General features: G+C 69.2%; 19 protein-coding genes. 15 read left to right on the top strand and 4 right to left on the bottom strand.

What is annotated here, in order from left to right:
- Window positions 1-38 precede the first annotated feature (38 nt).
- The 8 genes from ACNQQL_RS19215 to ACNQQL_RS19180 all read left to right on the top strand — a co-directional run bounded on the left by ACNQQL_RS19215 (window position 39) and on the right by ACNQQL_RS19180 (window position 8,337).
- Window positions 39-1,121: an ABC transporter ATP-binding protein gene (locus tag ACNQQL_RS19215; protein ID WP_047901618.1), complete on the top strand. Its 1,083-nt coding sequence runs from the start codon at window positions 39-41 to the stop codon at window positions 1,119-1,121.
- The gene (locus ACNQQL_RS19210; protein ID WP_347065109.1) at window positions 1,122-2,072 is read left to right on the top strand and encodes an ABC transporter permease; all 951 of its coding nucleotides are present in this window, start codon (window positions 1,122-1,124) and stop codon (window positions 2,070-2,072) included. It begins immediately after the preceding gene.
- Complete coding sequence (locus ACNQQL_RS19205) at window positions 2,069-2,863, top strand: ABC transporter permease (RefSeq protein WP_347065108.1); 795 nt, start codon at window positions 2,069-2,071, stop codon at window positions 2,861-2,863. Before ACNQQL_RS19210 ends, ACNQQL_RS19205 begins: the two co-directional genes overlap by 4 nt.
- Window positions 2,863-3,210 carry a (2Fe-2S)-binding protein gene (locus ACNQQL_RS19200; RefSeq protein ID WP_347065107.1) on the top strand — a complete coding sequence of 116 codons (348 nt, stop codon included), beginning with the start codon at window positions 2,863-2,865 and terminating at the stop codon, window positions 3,208-3,210. The genes ACNQQL_RS19205 and ACNQQL_RS19200 overlap by 1 nt, the downstream gene beginning before the upstream one ends.
- A complete protein-coding gene (locus ACNQQL_RS19195) occupies window positions 3,207-4,640 on the top strand; it encodes an NAD(P)/FAD-dependent oxidoreductase (RefSeq protein ID WP_347065106.1) in 1,434 nt (477 codons plus the stop codon). The genes ACNQQL_RS19200 and ACNQQL_RS19195 overlap by 4 nt, the downstream gene beginning before the upstream one ends.
- Window positions 4,633-5,784 carry an FAD-binding oxidoreductase gene (locus tag ACNQQL_RS19190; RefSeq protein ID WP_347065105.1) on the top strand — a complete coding sequence of 384 codons (1,152 nt, stop codon included), beginning with the start codon at window positions 4,633-4,635 and terminating at the stop codon, window positions 5,782-5,784. The genes ACNQQL_RS19195 and ACNQQL_RS19190 overlap by 8 nt, the downstream gene beginning before the upstream one ends.
- Window positions 5,781-6,827: an ABC transporter substrate-binding protein gene (locus ACNQQL_RS19185; RefSeq protein ID WP_347065104.1), complete on the top strand. Its 1,047-nt coding sequence runs from the start codon at window positions 5,781-5,783 to the stop codon at window positions 6,825-6,827. Before ACNQQL_RS19190 ends, ACNQQL_RS19185 begins: the two co-directional genes overlap by 4 nt.
- Before the next feature lie 166 nt (window positions 6,828-6,993).
- Complete coding sequence (locus ACNQQL_RS19180; RefSeq protein ID WP_347065103.1) at window positions 6,994-8,337, top strand: MFS transporter; 1,344 nt, start codon at window positions 6,994-6,996, stop codon at window positions 8,335-8,337.
- A gap of 122 nt (window positions 8,338-8,459) precedes the next feature.
- Here ACNQQL_RS19180 and ACNQQL_RS19175 read toward each other — a convergent pair whose 3' ends face one another.
- Together ACNQQL_RS19175 and ACNQQL_RS19170 are read right to left on the bottom strand one after the other, a co-directional pair.
- Window positions 8,460-9,470: a 3-hydroxybutyryl-CoA dehydrogenase gene (locus tag ACNQQL_RS19175; protein WP_347065102.1), complete on the bottom strand. Its 1,011-nt coding sequence runs from the start codon at window positions 9,468-9,470 to the stop codon at window positions 8,460-8,462.
- Window positions 9,467-10,573, bottom strand: coding sequence for an NAD/NADP-dependent octopine/nopaline dehydrogenase family protein (locus ACNQQL_RS19170; protein ID WP_347065101.1), 1,107 nt, complete (start codon window positions 10,571-10,573; stop codon window positions 9,467-9,469). The genes ACNQQL_RS19175 and ACNQQL_RS19170 overlap by 4 nt, the downstream gene beginning before the upstream one ends.
- Before the next feature lie 149 nt (window positions 10,574-10,722).
- On the opposite strand from ACNQQL_RS19170, the gene ACNQQL_RS19165 reads away from it, so the two are divergent.
- Together ACNQQL_RS19165 and ACNQQL_RS19160 are read left to right on the top strand one after the other, a co-directional pair.
- Window positions 10,723-11,697 carry an AraC family transcriptional regulator gene (locus ACNQQL_RS19165; protein ID WP_263343818.1) on the top strand — a complete coding sequence of 325 codons (975 nt, stop codon included), beginning with the start codon at window positions 10,723-10,725 and terminating at the stop codon, window positions 11,695-11,697.
- Window positions 11,694-12,731 (top strand): LysR family transcriptional regulator, encoded by a 1,038-nt coding sequence (locus ACNQQL_RS19160; RefSeq protein ID WP_347065100.1) that lies wholly within the window; start codon window positions 11,694-11,696, stop codon window positions 12,729-12,731. The genes ACNQQL_RS19165 and ACNQQL_RS19160 overlap by 4 nt, the downstream gene beginning before the upstream one ends.
- Window positions 12,732-12,772: 41 nt before the next feature.
- On the opposite strand, the gene ACNQQL_RS19155 is transcribed toward ACNQQL_RS19160, so the two are convergent.
- Window positions 12,773-13,891: a porin gene (locus ACNQQL_RS19155; protein ID WP_347065099.1), complete on the bottom strand. Its 1,119-nt coding sequence runs from the start codon at window positions 13,889-13,891 to the stop codon at window positions 12,773-12,775.
- A gap of 410 nt (window positions 13,892-14,301) precedes the next feature.
- On the opposite strand from ACNQQL_RS19155, the gene ACNQQL_RS19150 reads away from it, so the two are divergent.
- Window positions 14,302-15,699 carry an MFS transporter gene (locus ACNQQL_RS19150; protein WP_347065098.1) on the top strand — a complete coding sequence of 466 codons (1,398 nt, stop codon included), beginning with the start codon at window positions 14,302-14,304 and terminating at the stop codon, window positions 15,697-15,699.
- 267 nt (window positions 15,700-15,966) lie between these two features.
- Window positions 15,967-16,959 (top strand): PDR/VanB family oxidoreductase, encoded by a 993-nt coding sequence (locus ACNQQL_RS19145; RefSeq protein WP_347065097.1) that lies wholly within the window; start codon window positions 15,967-15,969, stop codon window positions 16,957-16,959.
- A 37-nt stretch (window positions 16,960-16,996) separates the two neighbouring features.
- Here the strand turns inward: ACNQQL_RS19145 and ACNQQL_RS19140 are convergent, their stop codons facing one another.
- Window positions 16,997-17,917 carry a LysR family transcriptional regulator gene (locus tag ACNQQL_RS19140; protein WP_347065096.1) on the bottom strand — a complete coding sequence of 307 codons (921 nt, stop codon included), beginning with the start codon at window positions 17,915-17,917 and terminating at the stop codon, window positions 16,997-16,999.
- 139 nt (window positions 17,918-18,056) lie between these two features.
- Here ACNQQL_RS19140 and ACNQQL_RS19135 point away from each other — a divergent pair, with 139 nt between their 5' ends.
- The 3 genes from ACNQQL_RS19135 to ACNQQL_RS19125 all read left to right on the top strand — a co-directional run bounded on the left by ACNQQL_RS19135 (window position 18,057) and on the right by ACNQQL_RS19125 (window position 20,292).
- Window positions 18,057-19,340, top strand: coding sequence for an aromatic ring-hydroxylating oxygenase subunit alpha (locus ACNQQL_RS19135; RefSeq protein WP_174420711.1), 1,284 nt, complete (start codon window positions 18,057-18,059; stop codon window positions 19,338-19,340).
- The gene (locus ACNQQL_RS19130) at window positions 19,337-19,840 is read left to right on the top strand and encodes an aromatic-ring-hydroxylating dioxygenase subunit beta (RefSeq protein WP_347065095.1); all 504 of its coding nucleotides are present in this window, start codon (window positions 19,337-19,339) and stop codon (window positions 19,838-19,840) included. The genes ACNQQL_RS19135 and ACNQQL_RS19130 overlap by 4 nt, the downstream gene beginning before the upstream one ends.
- Before the next feature lie 65 nt (window positions 19,841-19,905).
- The gene (locus ACNQQL_RS19125; protein ID WP_347065094.1) at window positions 19,906-20,292 is read left to right on the top strand and encodes a 2-hydroxymuconate tautomerase family protein; all 387 of its coding nucleotides are present in this window, start codon (window positions 19,906-19,908) and stop codon (window positions 20,290-20,292) included.
- Window positions 20,293-20,375: the final 83 nt, after the last annotated feature.

Raw genomic sequence — 20,375 nt, 5'->3', positions numbered from 1 at the left:
GCGCACCGGCTATGCGGTGTGCGAACCCGGAGCTCCCCATGTCGTTTCTCACGCTTACGGATCTGACGAAAACCTTCGGCGAACTCACCGCCGTCGCCGACGTCAACCTGTCGGTCGAACAAGGCGAATTCGTGTCGCTGCTCGGGCCGTCGGGCTGCGGCAAGACCACCACGCTGCAGATGATCGCCGGCTTCGTCGACGTCACGCGCGGCCGCATCGCGCTCGACGGGCAGGACATCACGCACCTGAAGCCGAACCGCCGCGGGCTGGGCATCGTGTTCCAGAGCTATGCGCTGTTTCCGCACATGAGCGTCGCGGAGAACGTCGGCTTCGGCCTCGACATGCGCGGCGTCGACAAGGCCGAGCGCGCGGAGCGCATCCGCGCGGCGCTCGCGCTCGTGCGCCTCGATACGCTCGCGCACCGCTTTCCGCGCGAGCTGTCGGGCGGCCAGCGGCAGCGCGTCGCGATCGCGCGTGCGGTCGTGATCGAGCCGCCGGTGCTGCTGCTCGACGAACCGATGTCGAACCTCGACGCGAAGCTGCGCGAGGACATGCAGTTCGAACTGCGCGCGATCCAGCGCAAGATCGGCACGACGACGATCATGGTCACGCACGATCAATCGGAAGCACTGTCGATCAGCGATCGCGTGGTCGTGATGGAAGCCGGCCGCGTCACGCAGATCGACACGCCGTACCAGGCCTACGAGCGCCCCGAGAACCGCTTCGTATCGCAGTTCATCGGCAAGGCGAACCTGCTGCCCGGCACGGTCGTCGCGCACGACGGCGACGCGATCCGCATCGACCTCGGGCACGACCTCGCCGAAACCGGGCGCACCGCGCACCTGCCGCCGCGCGAGCGCGACATGCGCGTCGGCGATGCGGTGTCGGTCTGCATCCGTCCCGAGAAGCTGCGGCTGTGCGCGCCCGATGCGGGCCGCTTCGCCGCGACCGTCACGAGCCGCTTCTTCCTCGGCAGCCAGTGGCTGTACCGCGTCGACAGCGCGCTCGGCGAAGTGCTCGTGTGCTGCCAGAACGAAGGCGCGGAGCCGCTCGCGGAAGGCGCGCCGGTCGGCATCGACTGGCACAGCGACGCGGTGCGCGTGATGCGTCGGGAGGCCTGAATGCGACAGCCTTCCCGCCCGCTGTCCGCCGACGCCGCGCCGGCCCTCGCCGTCGCACGCCGTGCGCCGCGTACGTCGGTGCGCGCAACGTGGCGCGCGCATGCGCCGCTGTGGCTGATGTGCGCGCCCGCGTTGGTGCTGTTCGCCGCGCTCGTGCTCGTGCCGCTCGCGATGACGTTCGTGCTGACGTTCTACCGCTACGACCCGGCCACCGGGCCGATCGCCGCGCTCCAGTTCGGCAACTACGCGGAAGTGCTCGGCTCGTCGTACTTCCACACGATCTTCGCGCGCACGTTCGGCATCGCCGCGCTGACGACCGCGATCTGCGTCGCGATCGGCACGCCGGAAGCGTACGTGCTGTCGAAGATGCGCGACCCGTGGCGCTCGCTGTTCCTGCTCGCGATCCTCGCGCCGCTGCTCGTGTCGGTGGTCGTGCGCGCGTTCGGCTGGAGCATGCTGCTGAACACGAGCGGGCTCGTGAACCAGGCGCTCGGGCTCGCCGGCCTCGGGCCGTACAAGCTCGAATACACGACCTTCGCGATCGTGATCGCACTGGTGCACGTGATGCTGCCGTTCATGGTGATTCCGGTGTGGACCGCGCTGCAGCGGCTCGATCCGCAGACCGAGCACGCGGCGCTGTCGCTCGGCGCGTCGCCGTTCACGACGCTGCGCCGCATCGTGCTGCCGCAGCTGATGCCGGGCGTGCTGTCGGGCAGCCTGATGGTGTTCGGGCTGTCGGCGAGCGCGTTCGCGATCCCCGGCCTGCTCGGCGGGCGCCGGCTGAAAGTCGCGGCCACGGCCGTCTACGACGAATTCCTCGGCTCGCTGAACTGGCCGCTCGGCGCGACGATCGCGGTGCTGCTGCTGGTCGCGAACCTCGTCGTGATGCTCACCTACTACCGCGTGCTCGAACGCCGCTACGCACGCAGCCTCGGAGGCGCATCACGATGAGAAAGAACGGCCCCTTCGCCCTCGCGTTCCACACGCTCGTGATGCTGTTCGTGCTCGCGCCGCTCGCGATCGTCGTGCTGGTCGCGTTCACGCCCGACGAAACGCTGACGCTGCCGACCCACGGGCTGTCGCTGCGCTGGTTCCGCGCGATCCTCGACTATCCCGACTTCGTCACCGCGTTCTTCAACAGCCTGAAGCTCGCGTTCGCGTCGGCAACGCTGTCGCTCGTGATCGGTTTGCCGGCGGGCCTTGCGATCGGCCGCGCGGCGTTTCCCGGCCGCGCGTTCCTGAACGGGCTACTGCTGTCGCCGCTGGTGATCCCCGGCCTCGTGCTCGGCATCGCGCTGCTGCGCTTCTTCGCGCTGATCGGCGCGACCGGCTCGTTCGCGTGGCTCGTGCTCGCGCACATGATCGTCATCACGCCGTTCGTGATGCGGCTCGTGCTCGCGTCCGTCGCGGGCCTCGACCGCAGCATCGAGCAGGCCGCGTGCTCGCTCGGCGCGGACCCGTGGACGACGTTCCGCCGCATCACGCTGCCGATGATCGTGCCCGGCATCACGGGCGGCTGGCTGCTCGCGTTCATCAACAGCTTCGACGAACTGACGATGTCGATCTTCGTCACGTCGCCGCAGACGGTCACGCTGCCCGTGCGCATGTACATGTATGCGACCGAATCGATCGACCCGATGATGGCGTCGGTGTCGGCGCTCGTCATCTTCATCACCGCCGGCGCGATGCTGCTGCTCGATCGCGTGTACGGCCTGAACCGCATCCTGATTGGTCAACACTGATGTCGACTCCCGTTTCCCGCTCCAAAAACGATCCGGCCGACGACGCGCAGTTCGTGCGCGTCGCCGAACGCGAGCGCGCCGCCGTTGCGTTCACGCTCGACGGCCGCCCCGCGCACGCGCTTGCCGGCGACACCGTGCTCACCGCGATCCTCGTCGCGCAGCGCCGCGTGCGCGTCAGCGAATTCAGCGGCCAGCCGCGCGCGGGCTTCTGCCTGATCGGCGCATGCCAGGACTGCTGGGTGCGCACCGAGGCCGGCGCGCGCATGCGCGCGTGCTCGACGCCGATCGTCGAAGGCATGCGGATTCTCACCGCCGTTCAATCGGCCGCGACCGGAGACACGCAATGAGCGACGCACTGCAACCGGTCATTGTCGGCGCGGGGCCGGCCGGCGTGCGTGCGGCCGAGGCACTGGTCGACGCGGGGCTGCGCCCTGTCGTGATCGACGAGAACGCGCGCTGGGGCGGGCAGATCTATCGTCAACCGCCGGCCGACGGCGGCTTCGCGCGCGGCAAGCACGCGCTGTACGGATTCGAAGCCGGGAAAGCCGATGCCGTGCACCGGACGATGGCCGCGCTGCTGCCGCACGTCGACTACCGGCCGAACACGCTCGCGTGGGCATGCAGCGCGGGCCGCGTCGATACGCTGCAGGACGGCCATGAAGTCACCGTGCCGTACTCGCACCTGATCGTCGCAAGCGGCGCGACCGACCGCATGCTGCCCGTGCCGGGCTGGACGCTCGCGGGCGTCTATACGCTCGGCGGCGCGCAGGTCGCGCTGAAGGCGCAGGGCTGCGCGATCGGCCGGCGTATCGTGTTTGCGGGCACCGGGCCGTTGCTGTATCTCGTCGCGTACCAGTATGCGAAGGCCGGCGCGCAAGTCGCGGCCGTGCTCGACACGAGCCCGCTGCGCCGCCAGGCCGCCGCCGCGCCCGCGCTGCTGCGCATGCCGTCGACCTTCGCGAAAGGGCTCTATTACATCGGCTGGCTGCGCGCGCATGGCGTCGCGATCGAAACGGGTATCACGCTCGAACGCGTGCTCGGCGAACAACATGTAACGGGGCTCGCGTGGCGCGCGGCCGGTGACGATGCGCGGCCGCGCGTGCTCGATTGCGACGCGCTCGGCCTCGGCTTCGGCCTGCGTTCGGAAACGCAGCTCGCCGATCTCGCCGGCTGCCGGTTCGGGTTCGATCCGGTCAACCGCGCATGGCTGCCCGAGCGCGACGCGGCCGGCCGCACGTCGGTGCGCGGCATTTACGTCGCGGGCGACGGTGCGGGCATCGCGGGCGCCGACGCGGCCGAAGCGTCGGGCCGGCGCGCGGCGCTTGCGTTGCTCGACGATGCCGACATTGCATTGCCATCGCCATCCGGCAAGCCTGACGCGGCGACACTCGAACGCACGCTCGCCCGCATTGGCACATTCCGCGCGGGCCTCGAAGCGGCATTCGCGCCGCCCGTCGAGCAGGCCGCGCGCTGCCCCGACGACACGATCGTGTGCCGCTGCGAGGAGATCGACGCGGGCACGCTGCGCCGCTGCATCCGTGGCGGCGCAGCGACCGAACTCAACCGGCTGAAGGCGCTGACGCGCGTCGGGATGGGCCGCTGCCAGGGCCGCATGTGCGGCGACGCGGCCGCGCTCGTTCTGTCCGCCGAAACCGGCCGGCCGCTCGCCGAGGTCGGCCGGTTGCGCGCGCAACCGCCCGTGAAGCCGTTCCCGATCTCGGCCGCGCTCGCCGGTGACGACGTCGCGGCAATTCCCGACGAGGCGCGCGATGAGTGATGCCCGTCATTACGACGTCGCGATCGTCGGCGGCGGCCTCGTCGGCGCATCGGCAGCGCTTGCGCTGACGCGGCGCGGCCTGCGCGTCGGGCTGTTCGAGCGGCGCGACTGCGGCGCTCAGGCGAGCGGCGTGAACTACGGCGGCGTGCGCTGCCAGGGCCGCCCCGCCGAGCAATTGCCGCTCGCGCTGCGCGCGCGGCGCATCTGGGACCGCCTGCCCGAGCTGATCGGCATCGACGGCGAATTCGTCGTGTCGGGCCACTTGCGGCTCGCACGCAGCGACGCCGATCTCGACGCGCTCGACGCGTACGCCGTGCTTGCCGGCGAGCACGGCCTGCCGCTGCAGGTGATGCGCGGCGACGCGTTCCGCCGTCGTTATCCGTGGCTCGGCCGCGCGGCGCTCGGCGGCTCGCTGTGCGAGACCGACGGCCATGCGAACCCGCGCCTCGTGTCGCCCGCGTTCGCGCGCGCGGCCCGCGCGGCGGGCGCGGACGTGTTCGAGCACACGCCGGTCGACGACGTCCGGCACGACGGCACGCGTTTCCACTTTCAAGCGGGCGGCCGCGCATGCACCGCGACGTGGCTGATCAATTCGGCCGGCGCATGGGCGAACACGATCGCCGAGCGCTTCGGCGAAGCCGTGCCGATGGAGCCGATCTACCCGAACATGTGGGTGACCGAACCGCTGCCGCCGTTCATCGCGCACAACCTCGGCGTGTACGGCGGCGGCGTGTACGCGCGGCAGGTCGCGCGTGGCAATTGCGTGATCGGCGGCGGCCGCGGCCGCGGCGACGGCGAATTCGGCCAGCCTTCGGTCGACACGACGCGCGCGGTGATGCGCGACGCGTGCGCGCTGCTGCCCGCGCTGCGCGACGCGCTGCTGATCCGCACGTGGAGCGGCGTCGAAGGCTGCACGCCCGACCACAACCCGATCATCGGCGCGAGCCGCACGACGCCGAACCTGCTGCATGCATTCGGTTTTTCCGGCGGCGGATTCCTGCTCGCGCCCGGTGTCGGCGACGTGCTCGCCGATCTCGTCACGAACGGCGAAACCGCCACGCCACTCGATGCATTCTCGATCGGCCGCTTCTTCCGTCAAGCCGCGCCGACCGCCCCTTTCCCCCAAGAGGAGACCTCTCGATGAAACTGCTCGGTACGATCGCGGCCGCCGCCGCACTCTGCATCGCGGGCGCCAGCGCCCCCGCGTTCGCGCAAACGAAGACGATCTACATCGGCATGAACGGCGGGCCGATGGAAAAGGCCTATACGAGCCAGGTGCTACCCGAGTTCGAGAAGGCGAACAACGTGAAGGTCGTCGTCGTGCCCGGCACGTCGTCGGACGTGCTCGCGAAGCTGCTCGCGAACCGCAACAAGCCGCAGATCCACGTCGCATTCCTCGACGACGGCGTGATGGCGCGCGCGGTCAGCCTCGGCGTGTGCCAGAAGCTCGACGACTCGCCGGTGCTGAAGGAGCTGTACCCGTTCGCGCGGATGAAGGACGACGTCGGCGCGGGCGTGCAGCTCGGCATGACCGGCATCGCGTACAACAAGAAGCTGTTCGCGGAGAAAGGCTGGGCGCCGCCGACGTCGTGGATGGATTTCGCCGATCCGAAATTCAAGGGCAAGGTCGTGTTCCAGTCGGCGTCGAGCAGCACGTTCGGGCTGCACGGCTTCCTCGCGATCAACCGGCTGCTCGGCGGCAGCGAGCAGAACGTCGAGCCCGGCTTCAGCAAGTGGGCGAGCACGGTCGGGCCGAACGTCGTCGAGTACATCCCGAACTCGGCGAAGATCTCCGAGATGGTGCAGACCGGCGAGGCCGGCCTGTTCCCGCTCACGCCGACGGGTGTCGGCGACCTGCAGGACAAGGGCATTCCGGTCGCGTATGCGAACCCGAAGGAAGGCCCGGTGCTGCTGCTCGTCGACCTGTGCGTGGTCGCGAACAATCCCGATCCGCAGCTTGCGCAGAAGCTCGCGCAGTTCCTGCTGTCCGCGCCCGCGCAGACGAAGGCCGCCGAGGCCGGCAAGCAGATCCCGACCAACCGTCTCGCCAAGATGCCCGCCGGGATGCAGCAGAGCCTCGGCAATGTCGACGATCTGGTGCGCAAGGTGACGGTGGTCGACTGGGCCGCGATCAACGCGCGCCGCGCGCAGTGGGATACGCGCTGGAACCGGCAGATCGAGCGGTGACGGCGTGCCGGGCGCGGGCACGGCCGCGCGCCCGGCGCGACCATCATTTGCGGGAGTGATGACACTCCCCTTTTTCTGCGGATTTGACCGGGAAGGCGGTGCCGACAACACTAGCCCGCAGTGCTGCAAAGACGGCACGCGCCCGCCTCCCCCTTCAGAGTCCGCCATGTACCCGACCGACACCGTGCAGTCCCCGAGCGCCGCCCGGCCGCTCGCCGACCGGCAGCTTCGCCGGATCGTCATTGCCTCCGTCGCCGGCAACGCGATGGAATGGTATGACTTTTTCGTGTACGGCACGGCCGCGGCGCTCGTGTTCGGCCACGTGTTCTTCCCGCCCGGCGCGTCGCCGCTCGCGGGCAGCCTCGCCGCGTTCGCGGCGTTCGCGCTGGGTTTCGTCGCGCGGCCGCTCGGCGGGATCGTGTTCGGCCACGTCGGCGATCGTTACGGGCGCAAGGCATCGCTCGTCTGGACGCTGCTGATCATGGGCGCGTCGACCTTCGCGATCGGCCTGTTGCCGACCTACGCGCAGGTCGGCCTGTGGGCGCCCGCGGCGCTCGTCGTGCTGCGACTGCTGCAAGGCATCGCGTCCGGCGGCGAATGGGGCGGCGGCGTGCTGATGATCAGCGAGAACGCGCCGCCCGAGCAGCGCGGTTATTACGCGGCGTGGAGCCAGCTCGGCGTGGGCGGCGGCTTCGTGCTGTCGTCGGCCGCGTTTCTCGCCGCGCAGGCGCTGCCCGATGACGCGTTCCGCACGTGGGGCTGGCGGCTGCCGTTCCTCGCGAGCATCGCCATCTTCGCGATCGGCATCTATATCCGCCGCCATCTGCCGGAAAGCCGCGACTTCGAGCAGGCCGGCAAGCGCGGCGCGCGCACGCATCTGCCGATCGTCGAATGCATCCGCCGCCACCCGAAGGAAATCCTGCTCGCGATGGGGCTGCGCGTGGCCGAGAACGGCGGCGCGTACATCTTCCTCGCGTTCTCGCTCGTCTACGGCAAATACGTCGGCATTCCGAACGGCGTGATGCTGACCGGCGTGATGATCGCGATGATCGTCGAGATGGGCGCGATGCTCGCATGGGGCCGGCTGTCCGACCGGATCGGCCGCAAGCCCGTGTACCTGATCGGCGCGCTGAGCCTCGTCGCGTGCGCGTTTCCGTTCTTCTGGCTGCTCGACACGCGTGCGACGCCGCTCGTATGGTTGGCGCTGACGGTCGGTACGGCCGTCAGCCACGGCGCGATGATCGGCACGCTGCCCGCGCTCGTCGGCGAACTGTTCAGCACCGAGGTGCGCTACTCGGGCGTCGCGCTCGGGCACGAGGTCGCATCGATCTTCGCAGGCGGGATGTCGCCGCTGATCGCAACCGCGCTGCTCGCGCGCTATCACGCGTCGTGGCCGGTGTCGCTGTTCCTCGTCGCGCTCGGCCTCGTCACCGTCGCGACGCTGTGCGTCATGCGCGAAACGCGGATCGTGAGGGCCGCTCCCGTTGCCGCCTCTACCGACACGGCGTGACCATGATGCTTCGATCCGCGCAAGCGGGCCGACCCGCACCGGCGGGCGGTAAACACGGTGGCGGCCGGCACGGCCGTTCCCGGCACGTGCCACCGCTCGCGCTTACCACCCCGACGCGCCGCCTATTTGCCGCCCTCCCGACGCGCACCGTCGAATGCCGGCGCGAGCCCGAGGTGGTCGAGCAGCCGTGCGAATTCGCCGAGCCTCTGCCGCATGTACGCGGGCACATCCACGTTCGCATAGTCGTGGAACCCGGCCCCCGTACGCACGCCGTCGCGTCCGGCCTCCATGTTGCGCACGACGCTCGCGGCCGGCGCGAAGCGCGGGCCGATCTCGCCGGCCAGGTACTTCGACGCGTAATACAGGATGTCGCAGCCGCCCCAGTCGATGAATTCGAGCAACCCGAGCACCGCGAAACGCGGGCCGAAGCCGGTGCGAATCGCCGTGTCGATGTCCTGCGCGCTCGCGACGCCTTCCTCGACCATCCGCGCGGCCTCGTTCATCGCGAGCGCCTGGATACGCGGCACGATATAGCCGGGCGCCGGCCCGCAGATCACCGGCTTCTTGCCGACGCGTTCGAGCAGCGCGGCGAGCCGGTCGACCACCAACTGATCGGTTGCATCGCTGCGGCTGATCTCGACGAGCGGCATCAGCAGCGCGGGGTTCAGCCAGTGCGCGTTCAGCATCCGTGCCGGATGCGCGACATGGCGCTGCAACTCGGTGACGACGAACGTCGACGTCGTCGACGCGATCGTTGCGCGCGCATCGACATGCTCGCCGAGCCAGCGCAGCGCGTCGGCCTTCGCGTCGAGCACTTCGGGCAGCGCCTCGAACACGATATCCGCGCGGCGCACGGCATCCGCCGCGCCGTCCCGCGCAACGAGCGCGATGCGCGCGACGACGGCGTCGGCTTGCACGGCATCGATGCGGCCAAGCGCGACCTGCGCGTGCAGCGGCCGCGCGATCTCGTCGTGCGTGCGATTCTCGAATGCGCGCCATCCGGCCGCATCGCGCGGCTTGAAGTCGACCAGTGTCACGTCGAGGCCCGCGTACGCGAACACGAGCGCGATCCCCTGCCCCATGCGTCCCGCGCCGAGCACATGCATGCGCGTCACATCGGCTGCCGCGCTCATGCCGCGTACCCCGCGTCGAGCAGCACACGCATCGCGTCGGTCGACAACGCCGCGAGCCCGAGCCGCTCGAGCGTGCGCCCTTCCGCATACAGATCGCCCACCGCGACCGCGCTCGCGATGCTCAGCAGCCCCTGCGCGACGGGCGTCGGCACGCCGGCCCAGCTTCCGCACGATACGATGAAGGACAACCCGAGCCGGGTGTCCTCGAGCATGTAGCGATGCGTGCGCAGATCGATCTTCTCGCGCCAGTCGCCGCTATCGGTCAGCTTCCCGTGCGCGCCGCGCCCGTACATCCATTCGTCGCCTTCGGCCGCGTAGTGGTCCGCGAGCGGGAAATGCGGCGCGCGGTAGCCGAGCGCTTCGCGCACCGCGATACGTTCGGCGTCGAGCGCATTCGTCACGCGACGGATCGCCGGCTGCGTGCCTTCGTTGTGGATGTCCCATGCGTCGAAGTGTTCGAGCGGCCCGGCGTTCATCAGGATCAGCGGCGGATGGATTACGGGCCCCGCGTTCATCAGCGCGCCGGACAACGCATCCTCGACCGGCTCGACCGACGGATAGCCCGCGCGCAGCACGTCGAACGCCCAGCCGGCCGCATTCGCGGGGAACACGCCGGTCGGCAGCCGCGTCGCATACGCGCTGATCACGACATCGTTGTCGCCGTGCTTGCGCACCAGGTACGGCAACGTGCCCGTCTCGGCGAACGCGACCCGCGAACGGTTGCCGGCATCGGCCGCCGCACGCGCGAACACGAAGCTGCCGAACGTGCCGGGCGGCATAAACACGACCTGGCCGTCCTCCAGCAACGGCGCGACCCGCGCGGCGAGCGCATCGTGCGACGTGGCCGGCAGCGGCACCACGACGAGCCGTGCGCCCCGCAGCGCGGCTTCGAGATCGTCGGTCAGGCGGATCGCGCCTGGCGCATCACCGAGCGGCACGTACCGCTTGCCGCGATAGTCGGTCACGTTCAACGTGCCGAGTTCGCGCAGCCGCGCGTGCGGTTCTCGGTCGCGCCGCCACCACGTCACGTCGTGCCCCTTCTCGAACAGGTCGATGGCCGCCGCATGGCAGCCGTGGCCGCCGCCCAGTACACATACCTTCATTGTCGTCTCCGGTTGATCGAGTGTTTCCGAGACTACGCGGCCGCCCCCGCCGCGTCGCTTCAAAACGCGCAACGACGCGCCGGTTCGCGCAACGCAATCGCGGCGCTGCACATGAAGCCGCGCCAACGCATCCGATACGAGGTCCATGAATGGACATTGCCCTTTCCCGCCATGCGCCGAACCGGCTCGGCACGCTGCAGGCGCCCGACGAAGTCGAACGCGCGGTCGCGCACCGGCTCGGGCCGCACCGGATGGCCGCGCGCGGCCGCGATCCGTTTCGCGCGGAGTTGTACGAAGTGCCGCTGCATCACGGCGCGCTGCTCGAACTCTGCTACGGCCGCGAAACGCGCATCGACTTCGGCGGCGACGCCGATCACTTCCTGTTCAGGCTGACGCTCGCCGGTGCCTGCGAGCTGCAGGCCGGCAGCGTCGTCGCGCGCGCCGGCCCAGGCGAGCTGACCGTGTCGTCGCCCGCGCTCGCGAGCCGCCTGAGCACGAGCCCCGATTGCCGCAACCTCGTGCTGCGGCTCGAACGCGGCGCGCTCGAACGCAAGCTGCAGGACATGCTGCACGCGACGCTGACGCGCCCGCTGCAGTTCGAACTCGCGGCCGGCGGCACCGGCGCGGGCGCCGCGCTCGTGCTGCCGACGTTCGAATACCTGTGCCGGCTCGGCGCGCAACCGGGCATCGGTACGGCCGCGACAACCTTCGGCGCCGATCTCACCGCGTGGCTGATGTCGCTGCTGCTCACGCACCTGCCGCACTCGTACAGCGACACGCTCGCCCGCGGCACGCCGCCGCTGCCCGCGCATGTGCGCCGCGCGTGCGACCACGTCGACGCGCATCTCGGCGAACCGCTCGCGCTCGCCGCGCTGGCGGCCGTCGCCGGCGTCGCACCGCGCACGCTGCAGCACGCGTTCCGCGCGTTCCTGCACACCACGCCGGCCGCGTACGTGCGGGAGCGCCGGCTCGCCGCCGTGCACGCGGCGCTGCAACGCGGCGACGCGCGCAGCGTGACCGACGTGCTGATCGCGCACGGCATCCATGGCTTCGGCCATTTCGCAAAGGCGTATGCGCGACGTTACGGCCATGCGCCTTCCGTCACCGCGAGGAAACCACGATGATGCATCCCGCAACCGGCCGCCCCGCAGCCCCGGCTCGCGCCGACCCCGTGCCGCACGACGGCGACGCGCCCGACGGCCTGCGCGTGCAGGATCTCGATCTCAACCTGCTGAAGACGTTTCGCGCGGTCTACGAGGAGCGGCACGTCGGCCGCGCGGCGCTGCGGCTCGGCGTCACGCAGCCGTCCGTCAGCTACGCGCTCGGCCGGCTGCGGCTGATGTTCCGCGACGCGCTGTTCGTGCGTACCGGCACCGGCGTCGAGCCGACGCCGCGCGCGCAACGGCTCGCGCTATCGGTCGACAAGGCGCTTGCGATCCTGCAGGACGTGCTCGACGAAGGCTCGCGCTTCGCGCCCGACAGCACGCAGCGCGTGTTTCGCCTGCACATGAGCGATTTCGCGGCGAGCGCGTTCCTGCCGACGCTGCTCGCAGAATTCGACCGGCGTGCGCCGGGCGCCGTGATCGAGACGCTGCACGTCGACGAATGCCAGCTCAACGTCGCGCTCGAATCGGGGCGCATCGATTTCGCGCTCGGTCATTTCGCCGACGCGTCGAGCCACTTCCAGCGCGCCGCGCTGCTGCACGAGCGCTGCGTGCTGCTGATGCCGCGCCGCACCGCGCAGCGCGTCGTTCTGCCCGACGATTTCGTGCTCGACGGCACAGCGCCCGACGCGCTGCGCTTCGTCGCGGTCACGTCGCATCCGCAGTCGATGCATTTGCTCGAACGGCACGGGCTGATGCCGCGCGTACGCGCGGCGCTGCCCGATTTCATGGTGGTACCCGCGCTGCTGCAGGACGGCGATTACGCGCTGATCCTGCCCGAGACGATCGCGATCACGTTCGCGGCGCGGCAGCCGTGCGTGCTGTACGAAATCGCCGGCGCCTGCGAATGGCCCGTCAACGCGTACTGGCACCGGCGCTTCGATGCGGACCCCGGCCATCGCTGGCTGCGCGCGTTGCTGCTCGAACTGTTCAAGATCGGCCAGCAGGCGCCGTTCGACGCATGGCTCGCGCCGCAGCCGCCGGCCTGCGCATGACGACACACGCCGGCGCGGGCCGGCCGGCGTGGCCGGAGCGATCAGAACGACGTGAGGATGCCCGCGACGATCGAACTGGCGGTCGCGCCCGGCTTGGCGACCGCGACGCCGCCGCCCGCCGCGCCGTTGACGACGAAGCGCGCATGCGCACCGTTGCGCACCATCGCGGCGCCCGTGTACAGCACCGTGCGCTTCGACAGCGGATAGTCGAAGCGGATGCCGTACGAATCGGCGTTGCCTTCGCTGTCCGCGACCTTCCGGTAATGGCCGACGCTCAGCAGCAGCGACCCGCGCCCGATCGGCACCGTCGCGCTCAGTTCCATGATGTCGCTGTGCGGATACGCGCTCTGGCTGTCGATCGCGGTCGCGACGTCGGGCCCGCCGCGATGCCGCAGGTACAGCGCGGCGACCTTCACGACGTTGAAGTCGTACGAAATCGCACCGACCGTGTAGTTGCCGTTCGCGGCCGGGCTCGTGTCGCCGAGCGTGGACGCGGCAACCGGGCTGAACTTCTGCTGCATGTAGTCGACATCCACCGACAAACCGCCGCGCGCGTAGTTGAGGCCCGCGCCGTAGGTATCGCCCAGCGTCGCCGGCTGGCCGGCCGCGCCGTTGGTGCCGCGCGCGGCCATCGCGCGCAGCATGAAGCCCGCATAGCGCGGCGACGTATAGCGCATCGAGTTGCGCACGCGCAGGAACGCGGGCCCGACGAAGTTGTTCGTCGCGTTGCCCCATGCGAGCCCCGCACCGAGGCCGGGCAGGCTGTATGTGACGAGCGTCGTGTGCACGATCGTGTAGAGCTCGCCGAACTGCACGCCGCCGAACGGCCCCGTGATGCCGACCCACGCTTCGCGGCCGAACAGCGCGCTGCTGTTCGACAGCGCGCCGCTCGCCGCGTTGAAGCCGTCCTCGAGCTTGAAGATCGTCGCGTAGCCACCGCCGAGATTCTCGACGCCCTTCAGCCCCCACTGCGTCGCGAACAGGTTGCCGCTGCCCATGCGCGTCACGTGGTTCGGTCCGGCGTTCGCGTATTCGATCGCGGTGTCGATGCGGCCGTAGAGCGTCACGCTCGATTGCGCGAACGCAGGAAGCGCGATGCAGGCGAGCAGCGCCGCAAGCGATACGGCAAGCCGGTCGGCCCGCCCGTTCGGATGGTTCATGTTCGTCGTTCCGTAGAAATGCCGGCGCCTGTCGACATCGCGCCGCGTGGTGTGAAGCGCGTTCGCCGCAAGCGACCAACGCTGCCAATGAAAAACGGGCCGAGTCTAGGAACGACAATTTCGGACGTCGACGCAATGCGATCTATATCGCTTATAGATGCGCCGCATGATGCGCGCGCGCCCCGCCGAACATGCGCTGCGCGGCGGCCCGCGCGCACGGCCCTGGTGTTTTCTTTATCCGGGTCGGTAGATGCCCGTGTGGCGCGGCTGTCACTCCGGCTATGGCGGCCGAATTTGGCCGACTACGCTGCGTCTCCGATCGTGTCACCCGCACGCTTTCGCGCCGCGACGGCGCCCGGCCCGCAAGGCCGCTGCCGCGCATTTCCACCGCCCGCTCCTGGAGAATCCGCATGTCCGCATTCACGGCCCGCGCTGCCGACGGCAAGCGCTATACGTACGAATGGTATGTCGTCGTCATCTGCATGCTCGCGTACGTCTTTTCGTTCGTCGACCGTCAGGTCCTCGTGCTGATGATCGAACCGATCAAGCGCGACCTGCACCTTTCCGATACGCAGTTCAGCCTGCTGAACGGCTTCGCGTTCTCGCTGTTCTATGCGGTGATGGGGCTGCCCGTCGCGTATCTCGCCGACCGCTACGCGCGCCCGCGGATCATCTCGATCGGCATCGCGCTGTGGAGCGTCGCGACCGCCGCGTGCGGGCTCAGCCAGCATTTCGTGCAGATGTTCATCGCGCGGATGGGCGTCGGCGTCGGCGAGGCCGCGCTGTCGCCCGGCGCGTATTCGATGCTCGCCGACTACTTCCCGAAGGAGAAGCTCGGGCGCGCGATCGCCGTGTATTCGCTCGGCTCGTTCATCGGCGGCGGCGTCGCGTTCCTGATCGGCGGCTACGTGATCGCACTGCTCAAGCATGCGAGCGCGTTCACGCTGCCGGTCGTCGGGCAGGTGCATGCGTGGCAGGTCACGTTCCTGATCGTCGGGCTGCCGGGGCTCCTCGTCGCGCTGCTGTTCGCCGCGACCGTGCGCGACCCGCAGCGCAAGGGGCTCGCGCAGGATCGCTCGGGCGCCGTGCGGCGCGTGTCGATGCGCGATTCGCTGCGCTTCGTCGGCACGCACCGCGCGACCTTCACGTGCCACTACCTCGGCTTCTCGTTCTACGCGATGACGCTGTACTGCCTGCTGAGCTGGACGCCCGCGTTCTATATCCGCCGCTTCGGGATGACGGCCGTCGAAGCCGGCTACACGCTCGGCATCGTGCTGCTGGTCGCGAACACGGCCGGCGTGTTCTGCGGCGGCTGGCTCAACGACTGGCTGCTGCGCCGCGGCCGCGGCGATGCGCCGATGCGCGCCGGCGCGATCGGCGCCGCGTGCATGGTGATCCCCGCGACGCTGTTCACGCAGCTCGATCACCTGCCGTCATCGCTCGCGATGCTCGTCGTCGCGATGTTCTTCGCATCGTTCCCGATGCCGACGTCGACCGCCGCGATGCAGACGCTCGCGCCGAACCAGATGCGCGCGCAGATCTCCGCGCTGTTCCTGCTCGTGTCGAACCTGATCGCGCTCGGGATCGGCACGACCGTCGTCGCGCTGTTCACCGATCGCGTGTTCGGCGCGCCGGCGGCGGTCGGCCATTCGATGTCGATCGTCAACGTCGCGGCGGCCACGCTCGCCGCGCTGCTGCTCGCCGCCGGGTGCCGGCACTATCGCCGCAGCCTCGATCGCGAACGCGGTCATGCATTGGCGGAGGCGCCGCAGGCGGCCGTTGCCGGTGAAGCGATCGCTGCGCGCTGATCGTTGATCGCCGACGCTGATCTCCGACCGCTGATCGCTGACCACAACCGGAAATCGGCGGCTGGCGGCTGGCGGCTGGCAACCAGCAACCAGCAACCAGCAACCAGCAACCAGCAACCAGCAACCAGCAACCAGCAATTATTTACCCCACTGATTCCGGCATCGCTTTTTAATCGATTTGATTTATGCGACGCCCATCCCTATTCTCGATCGCATGACGGCACGGTATCTGCCGCGCCGCCTTCCTTTTACCCCACGGAATTTTTCATGCAAGCGAACCGCCACCAGGTCCGGATCGACGCGCTGATCGACGCGGCGCAGGACATCCGCTGTTTCCGGATTTCGCGCGTCGACGGCCAGCCGTTCGACGCGTACGAACCGGGCGCCCATATCGACGTCACCGCGCCGTCCGGCATCACGCGGCAATACTCGCTGTGCGGCAACCCCGACGAGCGCGGCAGCTACCTGTTCGCGGTGAAAAAGGAAGCGCAGTCGCGCGGCGGCTCGCGTTCGCTGCACGACGACGTGACGGTTGGCGCAGAGCTGACGATCGGCGCGCCGCGCAACCTGTTTCGTCTGACGGACGACGCGAGCGAACACGTGCTGATCGCGGCCGGCATCGGCATCACGCCGCTGCTGTCGATGGCGTATGCGCTGCACAAGCGCGGCGCGCGCTACCGGCTGCATTACTTCGCGCGCAGCCGCGAGCACGCGGCATTCGTCGACGAACTGTTGGCCGAGCCGTTCGCATCGCACGTGACGTTCCACTACGGCGTCGAGCCCGATGCGCTCGCGACCGAACTCCGCCGCTGCGTCGAATCGATCGATGTGCGTGCGCATGTGTACACGTGCGGCCCGGGGCCGTTCATGGATGCGGTCGTCGCGGCAGCTGCGACGCGCATTCCCGAGGATTCGATTCATCTCGAACGCTTCGCGGCAGCCGCCGCAACCGCCGATGCGAATGCCGATGCCAACGCGAGCACCGGCCCGGCCGACGGCTTCGAAGTGCGCCTTCAGCGCAGCGGGCAATCGGTGCGCGTCACACCGGACACGTCGATCGTCGACGCGCTCGCGCGGATCGGTATCGAGGTCGACACGTCATGCGGCGAAGGCGTGTGCGGCACCTGCATGGTGCCCGTCATCGACGGCGAGCCCGATCATCGCGACCACTGCCTCAGCAAGGCCGAACGCGCGAGCAACACGGTGATCTGCTGCTGCGTGTCGCGCGCGCGCTCGGCGGTGCTGGTTCTCGATCTCTGACGCGCGCACGCGGCACCCGCCGCAGGCGGCCCGGCCGTCACGCGTCGTCGAAACGCTCGACGATCTCGGCCAGCAGCGCGCGCATCCACGCGTTGCCTTCGTCCTCATGGAAGTGCTCGTGCCAGTGCATCGTCACCGGCGCGGGCGGCAGCGTCACGGGCAGCTCGTAAAGCCGAAACGCGTTGTCGCGGTTCAGGATCTGTGCGAGCCGCTTCGGCAGCGTCGCATAAAGATCCGTAACAGACAGCACGCTCGGCAGCGCGACGAAGTGCGGCACTTCGAGCGCGATGTTGCGGCCCACGCCCTGCGCGCGCAATGCGTCGTCGAGCGCGTGGTGGCTGTGCTCGACCGATTTCACGTTGACGTGCGCGGCACTCACGAACTGTTCCAGACTCAGCGCGGTGCCGGCCGGCAACCCGCGCCGGCGGCCCGTCATGCACACGTAGGTTTCCTCGAACAGCACCTGATGGCGCGTGCGCGGCATCAGTTCCGGCAGGTTGCCGATCGCGAAATCCAGCCGGCTCGCGCGCAGCGCTTCCTCGATCTCCTCCACCGGCATCGGCTGCACGCTCAGCGTCGCGCGCGGCGCGCGCTCGCGCAGCGCCTGGCAGATCGCCGGCAGGTACGCCATCTCGCCCGCGTCCGACAGCGACAGCCGGAACGTGCGCGTGCTGGTGGCCGGATCGAAGCGCTCCGCGTAGCGCAGCGCCGCGCGCACCATGTCGAGCGCCTTGCCGACGATGCCCGCGAGTTCGAGCGCGACGGGCGTCGGCTGCATGCCCGAACGCGTGCGCACGAACAGCGGATCGTCGAACAGCGTGCGCAGCCGGCCGAGCGAATAGCTGACGGCCGGCTGCGACAGCGCGAGCCGCTCGCCGGCCTTCGTCAGGCTGCGTTCCTCGACGATCGCCTGGAACACACGCAACAGGTTCAGATCGAGATGATCGACCGACGTCATCGTAGCCTCCATCATTTGCCGTATTTATTGACTCGACAATTTTAGATCAATTTGACGGATATATAGCGGAAGACGAGACTGGGCATTCGAACCCGCGCCCCGCGCGGCCCGATTTCGCGACTCTTTCCCCACGACAACGATGAGCGACATTCCCTACCAGACGATCGACACCCGCGCGTTGCACGGCCTCGCGCAGCCCGACCGCATCGCGCCCGCGATGTATCACGATCCCGCGCTGTTCGAAGCCGAGCTCGACCGCATCTTCTACCGCACCTGGATCTGGGTTGCGCACGAGAGCGAACTGCCGCAGCTCGGCGACTTCGTCACGACGACGATCGGCCGCCAGCCGGTGATCGTCGTGCGCGACAAGACCGGCGAGATCAACGTGCTGCAGAACCGCTGCCGCCATCGCGGCGCGACCGTGTGCGAATCGCACAAGGGCAACGCGAAGGGCTTCACGTGCCCGTATCACAGCTGGTCGTACGCGCTCGACGGCACGCTGCGCGCGCTGCCGTATGGCGACGGCTACGAAGGCGTGTGCGAGAAAGGCGACCTGCCGCTCGTGAAGCTGCGTGTCGGCGTGTACCAGGGGCTGATCTTCGCGAGCTTCAACGACGACATCGAACCGCTCGAGGATTTCCTCGGCGGCGCGAAGCCGTGGATCGACCTGTTCATGAAGCAGGGCGCCGGCTACCCGATCAAGGCGAACGGCGAGCACAAGTTCAAGTTCAAGGGCAACTGGAAGATCCAGCTCGAGAACACGACCGACCTCTATCACTTCCCGGTCGTGCACAAGTCGTGGATGAAGTCGATCGACGACGAGACTGCCGCGGCGATCACGAGCTTCATGACGAGCGAGGATGCGTTCTGCCGCGGGCTCGGCAACGGCCACAGCCTCGCGGTGTTGATGCCCGAGCTGATCGATCTCGACGAGGACGACGGCGCGCCGCTGCCCGAGCGCTTCGCGCCGCTCGCGGCGAAGCTCGCCGAGCGCCACGCGCCGGACGAAGTGCGCCGCATCGTGCGTTCGCTGATGGGCGTCGGCTTCAACCTGAACCTGTTCCCGAACCTCGCGCTTTCGATGGCGTTCTTCCGCGTGCTGCGGCCGATCTCCGCGAACGAAACCGAGATCCGCCACGTCGCGCTCGCGATGGACGGCGGCCCCGACGAAGCGAACCGCGAGCGGCTGCGCATCCACGAGCACTTCCAGGGCCCGTTCGGCTTCGGCAGCCCCGACGACGCGGAAGCGTGGGAGCGCGTGCAACGCGGCGCGCATGCGGGCCCCGACGTGCCGATCCTCGTGAACCGCGGGCTGAACCGCGAGACGACCGCCGCGAACGGCGAAAAGACCGCCCATGCGACCGACGAGACCGGCATGCGCGAGGCCTACCAGCAATGGCGCAAGATGATGGAGCAGCAATGATGGACGACCGCAACGCCCTTTTCTCGCAGCAGACCTTCGCCCGCGCGGTCGAATTCGTGTGGCGCGAAGCCGAGATGCTCGATCGCCGCGACTATCGCGCGTGGCTCGACCTGTGGGATCCGGCCGGCCACTACGTGGTGCCGATCGATCCCGACGCGACCGATTTCGCGGCGACGCTGAACTACGTGTTCGACGACCAGGACATGCGCGAGAAGCGCGTGCAGCGGATGGTGTCCGGTTACTCGGCGTCGGCGACCGACGCCGCGCGCACGGTGCGCACCGTGTCGCGCTTCACGCTGGAGAGCGGCGGCGCCGACACCGTCGAGCTGAAATCCGCGCAGGTCGTCGTCGCGTACAAGCGCGGCGTCGCGACGCTGTTCGCGGCCGACCTCACGCACAAGCTGCACGTCGATGTCGAAGGCGAGATGCGGATCGCCGAGAAGATCGTGCGCCTGATCGACTCGACCGAAGCGCTCAGCGCGATCGGCTTCCTGCTGTAAGCCCTGGCCGGTTCGCCGCTGCAAGTGCAACGGTGAACCGGCAACCTTCACCTTTCCGGACGACCATGCCCACACTCGAAGTTTTCCTGCCGGCCGGCCATGACGACGCCCGCAAGGTCGAACTGATCGCGCGGCTGACCGGCGCGACCGTCGACGCGATCGGCGCGCCGATCGAATCCGTGCGCGTGCTGCTCACCGAATTGCCCGCGACGCACATCGGTCTCGGCGGCCGCAGTGCCGCGGACGGCGCGCCGCCGTCGCTGCCCGTGATCGTCGCGATCCTGATCGCCGGCCGCACCGATGAACAAAAACGCGCGCTGATCGCCGCGTTGTCCGATGCCGGCGCGAACGTGCTCGACGCGCCGCTGCAGGCGACGCGCGTGATCATCAAGGACATTCCGAACACCGACTTCGGCATCGGCGGGCAAACCGCGCGGGCGCTGGGGCGCTGACGATGGGGCGGGCGTCGCTACGTCGGGCGTCGCTACGTCGGGCCTCAATACGCCGGGCCTCGCCACACCGCGCGTCGCAGCCG

This window comes from Burkholderia sp. LFS061 (assembly GCF_047978125.1).
Lineage (GTDB): Bacteria > Pseudomonadota > Gammaproteobacteria > Burkholderiales > Burkholderiaceae > Burkholderia > Burkholderia pyrrocinia_C.
The sequence above is the reverse complement of the archived record's forward strand: the minus strand, read 5'-3'. Positions and strand labels throughout refer to the sequence as shown.

Bases quoted from the DNA above. Each gene is read 5' to 3' on its own strand.
- ACNQQL_RS19145 (WP_347065097.1), top strand. From the start codon at position 15,967: ATGCAAGCGAACCGCCACCAGGTCCGGATCGACGCGCTGATCGACGCG.
- ACNQQL_RS19140 (WP_347065096.1), bottom strand. From the start codon at position 17,917: ATGACGTCGGTCGATCATCTCGATCTGAACCTGTTGCGTGTGTTCCAG.
- ACNQQL_RS19185 (WP_347065104.1), top strand. From the start codon at position 5,781: ATGAAACTGCTCGGTACGATCGCGGCCGCCGCCGCACTCTGCATCGCG.
- ACNQQL_RS19130 (WP_347065095.1), top strand. From the start codon at position 19,337: ATGATGGACGACCGCAACGCCCTTTTCTCGCAGCAGACCTTCGCCCGC.
- ACNQQL_RS19150 (WP_347065098.1), top strand. From the start codon at position 14,302: ATGTCCGCATTCACGGCCCGCGCTGCCGACGGCAAGCGCTATACGTAC.
- ACNQQL_RS19155 (WP_347065099.1), bottom strand. From the start codon at position 13,891: ATGAACCATCCGAACGGGCGGGCCGACCGGCTTGCCGTATCGCTTGCG.
- ACNQQL_RS19190 (WP_347065105.1), top strand. From the start codon at position 4,633: ATGAGTGATGCCCGTCATTACGACGTCGCGATCGTCGGCGGCGGCCTC.
- ACNQQL_RS19180 (WP_347065103.1), top strand. From the start codon at position 6,994: ATGTACCCGACCGACACCGTGCAGTCCCCGAGCGCCGCCCGGCCGCTC.
- ACNQQL_RS19175 (WP_347065102.1), bottom strand. From the start codon at position 9,470: ATGAGCGCGGCAGCCGATGTGACGCGCATGCATGTGCTCGGCGCGGGA.
- ACNQQL_RS19200 (WP_347065107.1), top strand. From the start codon at position 2,863: ATGTCGACTCCCGTTTCCCGCTCCAAAAACGATCCGGCCGACGACGCG.
- ACNQQL_RS19135 (WP_174420711.1), top strand. From the start codon at position 18,057: ATGAGCGACATTCCCTACCAGACGATCGACACCCGCGCGTTGCACGGC.
- ACNQQL_RS19165 (WP_263343818.1), top strand. From the start codon at position 10,723: ATGGACATTGCCCTTTCCCGCCATGCGCCGAACCGGCTCGGCACGCTG.
- ACNQQL_RS19125 (WP_347065094.1), top strand. From the start codon at position 19,906: ATGCCCACACTCGAAGTTTTCCTGCCGGCCGGCCATGACGACGCCCGC.
- ACNQQL_RS19170 (WP_347065101.1), bottom strand. From the start codon at position 10,573: ATGAAGGTATGTGTACTGGGCGGCGGCCACGGCTGCCATGCGGCGGCC.
- ACNQQL_RS19215 (WP_047901618.1), top strand. From the start codon at position 39: ATGTCGTTTCTCACGCTTACGGATCTGACGAAAACCTTCGGCGAACTC.
- ACNQQL_RS19160 (WP_347065100.1), top strand. From the start codon at position 11,694: ATGATGCATCCCGCAACCGGCCGCCCCGCAGCCCCGGCTCGCGCCGAC.
- ACNQQL_RS19205 (WP_347065108.1), top strand. From the start codon at position 2,069: ATGAGAAAGAACGGCCCCTTCGCCCTCGCGTTCCACACGCTCGTGATG.
- ACNQQL_RS19195 (WP_347065106.1), top strand. From the start codon at position 3,207: ATGAGCGACGCACTGCAACCGGTCATTGTCGGCGCGGGGCCGGCCGGC.
- ACNQQL_RS19210 (WP_347065109.1), top strand. From the start codon at position 1,122: ATGCGACAGCCTTCCCGCCCGCTGTCCGCCGACGCCGCGCCGGCCCTC.